5 protein-coding genes are annotated in these 5,922 nt (G+C 30.7%); 3 read left to right on the top strand and 2 right to left on the bottom strand.

Translation table 11 applies throughout. The annotated features are described in order from the left end of the window. Window positions 1–234 precede the first annotated feature (234 nt). Window positions 235–1,110 (top strand): patatin-like phospholipase family protein, encoded by an 876-nt coding sequence (locus tag ACMOUI_RS08450; RefSeq protein WP_418965284.1) that lies wholly within the window; start codon window positions 235–237, stop codon window positions 1,108–1,110. A gap of 17 nt (window positions 1,111–1,127) precedes the next feature. Here the strand turns inward: ACMOUI_RS08450 and ACMOUI_RS08445 are convergent, their stop codons facing one another. After that, window positions 1,128–1,577 (bottom strand): hypothetical protein, encoded by a 450-nt coding sequence (locus tag ACMOUI_RS08445; protein ID WP_418965283.1) that lies wholly within the window; start codon window positions 1,575–1,577, stop codon window positions 1,128–1,130. Window positions 1,578–1,659: 82 nt separating this feature from the next. After that, complete coding sequence (locus ACMOUI_RS08440) at window positions 1,660–2,796, bottom strand: M20 metallopeptidase family protein (RefSeq protein ID WP_418965282.1); 1,137 nt, start codon at window positions 2,794–2,796, stop codon at window positions 1,660–1,662. Window positions 2,797–2,950: 154 nt separating this feature from the next. On the opposite strand from ACMOUI_RS08440, the gene ACMOUI_RS08435 reads away from it, so the two are divergent. Together ACMOUI_RS08435 and lysA are read left to right on the top strand one after the other, a co-directional pair. Next, on the top strand, window positions 2,951–4,465 hold the full coding sequence (locus ACMOUI_RS08435; RefSeq protein ID WP_418965281.1) for an AbgT family transporter: 1,515 nt from the start codon (window positions 2,951–2,953) through the stop codon (window positions 4,463–4,465). 85 nt (window positions 4,466–4,550) lie between these two features. Next, a complete protein-coding gene (gene lysA, locus ACMOUI_RS08430) occupies window positions 4,551–5,864 on the top strand; it encodes a diaminopimelate decarboxylase (RefSeq protein ID WP_418965280.1) in 1,314 nt (437 codons plus the stop codon). Window positions 5,865–5,922 lie beyond the last annotated feature (58 nt).

The following is a 5,922-nucleotide window of genomic DNA, read 5'->3' as shown; positions in this document are numbered from 1 at the left end:
TTTTAAAGTAGGGTATATTATGTTATTAAAAAAAATCTGAAACCATTGGAAATTTTAAGATGAAAATTTTTTATTTTTTGCTCTTTCAATTTTAAGATAAAAAAAGTCAAAAGTCAAAGAATATTAAATTCATCTACTATGAAAATACCAATGGGAAATAAAAAAAGAAAGAAATGTTTGAAAAAAAAAGTACAATATTGTGAAATTGAAGATTTGGATTAGGAGGATTTATTTATGAATAATATAGGATTAGTTTTGGAAGGTGGAGGATTAAGAGGAGCCTATACTTCAGGAATTTTGGATTATTTTTTATCCAAGAAGCTATATTTTAAGTATACTATTGGAGTTTCAGCTGGAGCTATATATTCAGCTTCCTACGCATCTAGGCAAAAACGTAGAAACATAGATATAATCTTAAAATATTTAAATGATGAAAGATATATGGGATATAAATATTTAATAAAAAATGGAAGTTATATAAATATAGATTTTGCCTATAAAAAAATGACTTATGAATTAGCTCCCTTTGATTTTGATACCTTTCATAACTGTGATTTAGAATTTAAAGTTGGAGCATTTAATTGCATAAAAGGTAAAACTGAATTTTTCTGTAAGAAAGATTTTAAAAAAACAGATGATCTGCTGGAGTCTCTAATAGCTTCTGGTAGTTTGCCCTTTTTTTCAAAAGAAACAGTTATAAATGACAGAGTTTACTTAGATGGAGGGATAGCATCGCCAATACCAATAATGCAATCAATTTTAGATGGAAATAATAAAAATGTAGTTATTTTAACAGAGGATGAGGGATATAAAAAAGAGCCATTAAAACTTCAACCTCTTATAAAACTATATTATAGAAAGTATCCAAAAGTAGCAGATGCTTTAATAAAAAGACATCTGGTATATAATAGAGCTCTAAAAGATATACGGGAGCTTGAAAAAAAGGGGGATGTCTTTGTATTTAGACCTAGTAAAATTGTTGTGGTTGATAGATTGGAAAGAGATTTAAGTAAGATAAAATCACTATATAATTTGGGAATAAAAGATGCAGAAGAAAACTATGAGAGACTTTTAAAATGGTTATATAAAAATAAAGAGAGCATATCATGATATGCTCCCTTTTTATTTTATTGTTGTTTAGTTGTATCTGTAACAGGAGGATTTTTCATCATTTCATAATTCTTTTTCATCATCTCTGTTTGCATTTTAGCTCTTATTTCACCGATCTCTTTATTAAGTTTATCAACTTTATTCCAGTCAACTTTGTCCTCTAACATAGCTTTTTTAATATCCAACTCTTTTTGTTCAATATCGATCATATTTTTTTGCATCTCAGGTGTAGCATACATCATCATATTGTTTCTCATCATTTTTTTATCAGCTTTCCATCCAGGCATTTGAGTCATATTTTGCATCATATTATTGTTACATGTAGGGCAGTTAGCATTTTGAGATTGTTGCATCATAGGCATATTATCCATCATATTTTGTTGAGAATGGGTCTGATGACTATCGTGAGATGAAGCAAAAGTAAATGCTGAAAGAACAAAAGAACAAACTAAAATATATTTTTTCATAAAAAACCTCCTAGACTAAATTTATAATACAATTATGTTACTATTATTAAAAAAAAGTCTAAAGATTCCTTTAATTTAAGTATTAAATAATTTCAGTTTCTTTCAATAAATTTTTGAAAAACTCAACCCCATGGACAAGAGCTTCATTATCAAAGTCAAATCTATTGTTATGAAGGGCACATACATGTCCTTTTTCCTCATCTCTGGTACCAACTAGAACAAGTAGTCCAGGAGTCCCATTTTGAGAGTAAAAAGAAAAATCCTCAGATCCACTTAGAGCTATATCAGTAAAAACTTTTCTACCTTTTAAAGCCTTTAAAGCTTTTTCAAATAGAGCATTATCATTGACTACAGGAGGATAGAATGGTTGGAAAAGCATATCGATTTTAACATCAAAGGCCATCTCAAAACCACTGTTAATATGCTCCATTCTCTCTTGAATAAAGGGTATTAATGAGATATTTTCAAGTCGAATAGTACCCAGCATATTCACACTTCCTGGAATTATATTTCTCACAGTCCCAGCATGGAAAGCTCCAATAGTAAGTAAAAAATGCTCATAAGATGGTATATTTCTAGATTTTATTGACTGATAAGCTTCAACTAATTTAGCTCCAATTAGAATAGAGTCAACTCCTTTATGAGGTTGAGCTCCATGACAACCCTTTCCAGTTAAAGTGATATCTAAATTTATATTTTGGAGAGAAACAAATCCAGCTTTTACTGCAAACTCCCCAACATTGATTTCAGGATAAACATGCAGGGCAAAAATAGCTTCAATATGTTTAGATTTATAAAACTCATCAGCTACTATGAAACGAGCTCCACCAGCGCCCTCTTCTCCAGCTTGAAATATAAAAAGTAATGATTTATTTAGTGTTGTTCCATGAGAGATCAGTTTTTTAACCTCTTGAATAAAGGTTAAAAGCATAGCAGTATGACCATCATGTCCACAGGCATGCATCATACCGGGAGTTTGTGATTTAAATGGATTACCACTTTCCTCCATTAGAGGTAAAGCGTCAATATCAGCTCTAAAAGCGATACAGGAATCACTTTCTCCTGGAATAAAAGCAATTGTACTAGTTCCTACATTATGATATTCAACTCTCTCTTCATCTAAAATTTTTCTGATATACTCAGCAGTTTTAAATTCATTTAATGCTATTTCAGGTATTGAGTGTAGATAGTTACGATGAGTGTTTAAATTATTTAACATGGAATCAACCTCCTAGATTTGTTATTAAATTAATACCATATTTTTTATACTTTTGTCATATTTATTTTATCAATACTTTAAATAGAAATAATATAATTGTTAAAATTAGCTCCATGAAGTAAACTTTGTCTAACTAAAAAACGGGAGGGATAAGATGGCAAAATTAACGGAAAAAAAGAAGTATGGTATTTTGGATTGGGTTGAGAGGGTTGGAAATAAGATACCACATCCATTTATGTTGTTTTTCTTTTTAAGTGTATTTATTATTTTTTTATCATGGGGATTAAACTATATGGATGTTCAAGTTGTTGATCCCGTTAAAAACGAGATTGTAAAAGTAAAAAATTTACTTTCAAGTGAAGGTATTAACTTTATGCTTCAAAATACAATAAAGAATTTTACTGGATTTTCTCCATTGGGACTGGTTTTAGTTATGACTTTAGGTATAGGATTGGCTGAACATGTGGGCTTAGTTTCAGCTTTTATGAGAAATACTATTTTAAATAGCTCTCCAAAAGTGATTACATTTATGATTATGTTGATTGGGATATGTGGAAATATAGCCTCTGATGCAGCAATCGTTGTAGTTCCAGTAATTTCAGCTTTTATATTTTGCTCTTTGGGAAAGCATCCTCTAGCTGGAATAGCTGTAGGTTATGCTGCAACAACTGCTGGCTTTAGTGCAAACTTAATTGTAGCGGGAACAGATGCACTACTGGCTGGGATATCAACAGAGGCTATGAAGATTGTGAATCCAAATATAACTGTTTCAGTTGTTGATAACTGGTATTTTATGGGAGTATCTACATTTTTATTGGCTATAGTTGGAACATTTGTAACAGAAAAAATAATAGAGCCGAGATTGGGAAAGTACACTGGTAAAAAAGTTATAAAAAGAGAGGAGATAAATAGTGTAGAGAAAAGAGCATTAAGAAAATCAGGGATCTATGTATTGCTGTATATCCTATTTTTAGTGGCAGTTGTTTATCCTAAAAATAGCTTTTTAAGAAATCCAGTAACGGGTTCACTATTAAATTCACCTCTATTAAATGCAATAATTCCACTGCTATTAATTCTTTTTCTAATAGGGGGAATAACTTATGGAAGAGAAGTTGGAAAAATTAAGAGTATGTCAGATATTCCAAAATATATGACAATGGGTATAAAAGATATGTCAAGCTACATTGTTTTAGTTTTTATGATTGGACAATTTATAGCATATTTCAATTGGAGTAAACTTGGTTTTGTGTTGGCGGTAGAGGGCGCTGAACTATTAAAAAATCTTAACTTAAAAGGGATACCTCTATTTGTGATGTTCATATTACTTTCTGCATTTATAAATCTATTTATAGGAAGTGGATCAGCTAAGTGGGCACTGTTAGCACCTATATTTATACCTATGTTCTATATGTTAGGGTACAATCCAGCATTGACTCAAATGTTATATAGAATAGGGGACTCAACGACAAATGTAATTTCACCACTGTTTCCATATATGCCAATAGTTCTTGGATTAGCCCAAGAGTATGAGGAGGATTCTGGAGTGGGTACAGTGATATCTCTAATGCTACCATACACAATAGCGATGTTAATAATGTGGATTATTTTGGCTATAGTTTGGATATATTTAGGGATACCATTGGGTCCTGGAGCACCTATAGATATTTAATTTTATGTAAAAAAATTTGACTTTTGTTTAATATTCATGTATAACAAAGGATAAAATTTAAAAAACATGGGTAGGAGGGAGAAATATGAAATATTTGGGAACTATGAAAGATATAGATGGCGTTTTAGAGATTGGGGGAATCTCTGTAAAAAAATTACAGAAAGAGTATGGAACGCCTCTTTATGTGTACGATTTAGAGCTTATGGAAAATAAGATGAAAAATATAAAGAGTAGTTTTAAAAGTGATAGATTTAAAACGACGATAGTTTATGCTTCAAAAGCTTATCTATCTAAGGGTATGACCCAAGTGGTTGATAGAATGGGATTTCATATAGACGCTGTATCCAGTGGGGAGCTATACACAATTTTATCTTCCAATTTTCCTGCTAAAAAAATTCATATGCATGGAAATAATAAATCTTTAGAAGAGATTGATATGTGTGTTGAAAATGAGATTGGAAGTATAATTTTAGACAATAGATTTGAAGCGGATAGAGTAGCTGAGGCCTGTAAAAAATTTAATAAAAAAATGAATGTAATGTTAAGATTAAATATTGGAATTGATGCACATACTCATGAATATATAAAAACTTCAAAGCACTCATCAAAATTTGGAGAATCTATTTTTGATAGAGATATTGTTAGCATAGTAAGTGAGATTATTCAAAAAAAAGAACTGAACTTTTTAGGATTCCATTGTCATATAGGGTCACAAATATTTGATGAAATGGCATTTTGTGAAGGAATAAAAACTATGGTAGAGTTTACAAAAAAAATTTCACAGGAGTTGGATATTGTGATTCCAGAGATAAACATTGGAGGGGGATTTGGAGTTAGATATACAGAAGAGGATACCGATGTTGATTTGAAAAAGATTATGAAAAAAATTATAGGTTGTTTAGAGGAGAGTCTTGAGAGTGCAGAACTTACCATAGAAAATGTATCCATTGAACCGGGACGTTCTATTGTGGCTCAAGCGGGAAGTACACTATACACTGTAGGTGGAGAGAAAAAGACATTCGGTGGAGAAAAGTATATATTTATAGATGGTGGTATGACAGATAATATAAGACCTGCACTATACCAAGCTAAGTATGAGTGTATTGTTGCCAATAGATTAGATGAAAATAAAAAAGAGATAGTGACTTTGGCAGGAAAATGCTGTGAATCAGGAGATATAATAGCTAAAAATATAAAATTAAATAGATGTGTAGCGGGAGATATTGTGTTAGTTAGCTGTACAGGTGCGTATGGGCACTCTATGAGTAGCAACTATAATAAAGCTTTAAGACCAGCTGTAGTATTTGTAAAAAATGGGAAAAGTTATCTGATTTCAAAAAGGGAAACCTATGAAGAGTTAGTACAAAATGATTTTATGTTTAATGAGAATATTGATTAGAATTAAATTTTCTCTAAAAAAAGTGTTTTAATTTCAAAGAATTTAATCTCTCTTTTGG

The organism is Cetobacterium sp. (assembly GCF_048470075.1).
Classification (GTDB): Bacteria; Fusobacteriota; Fusobacteriia; order Fusobacteriales; family Fusobacteriaceae; genus Cetobacterium_A.
This window is presented reverse-complemented; position numbering and strand designations above follow the sequence as displayed.

Excerpts from the sequence above, each read along its gene's own strand:
- ACMOUI_RS08445 (WP_418965283.1), bottom strand. The coding sequence starts at position 1,577 with ATGAAAAAATATATTTTAGTTTGTTCTTTTGTTCTTTCAGCATTTACT.
- lysA (WP_418965280.1), top strand. The coding sequence starts at position 4,551 with ATGAAATATTTGGGAACTATGAAAGATATAGATGGCGTTTTAGAGATT.
- ACMOUI_RS08435 (WP_418965281.1), top strand. The coding sequence starts at position 2,951 with ATGGCAAAATTAACGGAAAAAAAGAAGTATGGTATTTTGGATTGGGTT.
- ACMOUI_RS08450 (WP_418965284.1), top strand. The coding sequence starts at position 235 with ATGAATAATATAGGATTAGTTTTGGAAGGTGGAGGATTAAGAGGAGCC.
- ACMOUI_RS08440 (WP_418965282.1), bottom strand. The coding sequence starts at position 2,796 with ATGTTAAATAATTTAAACACTCATCGTAACTATCTACACTCAATACCT.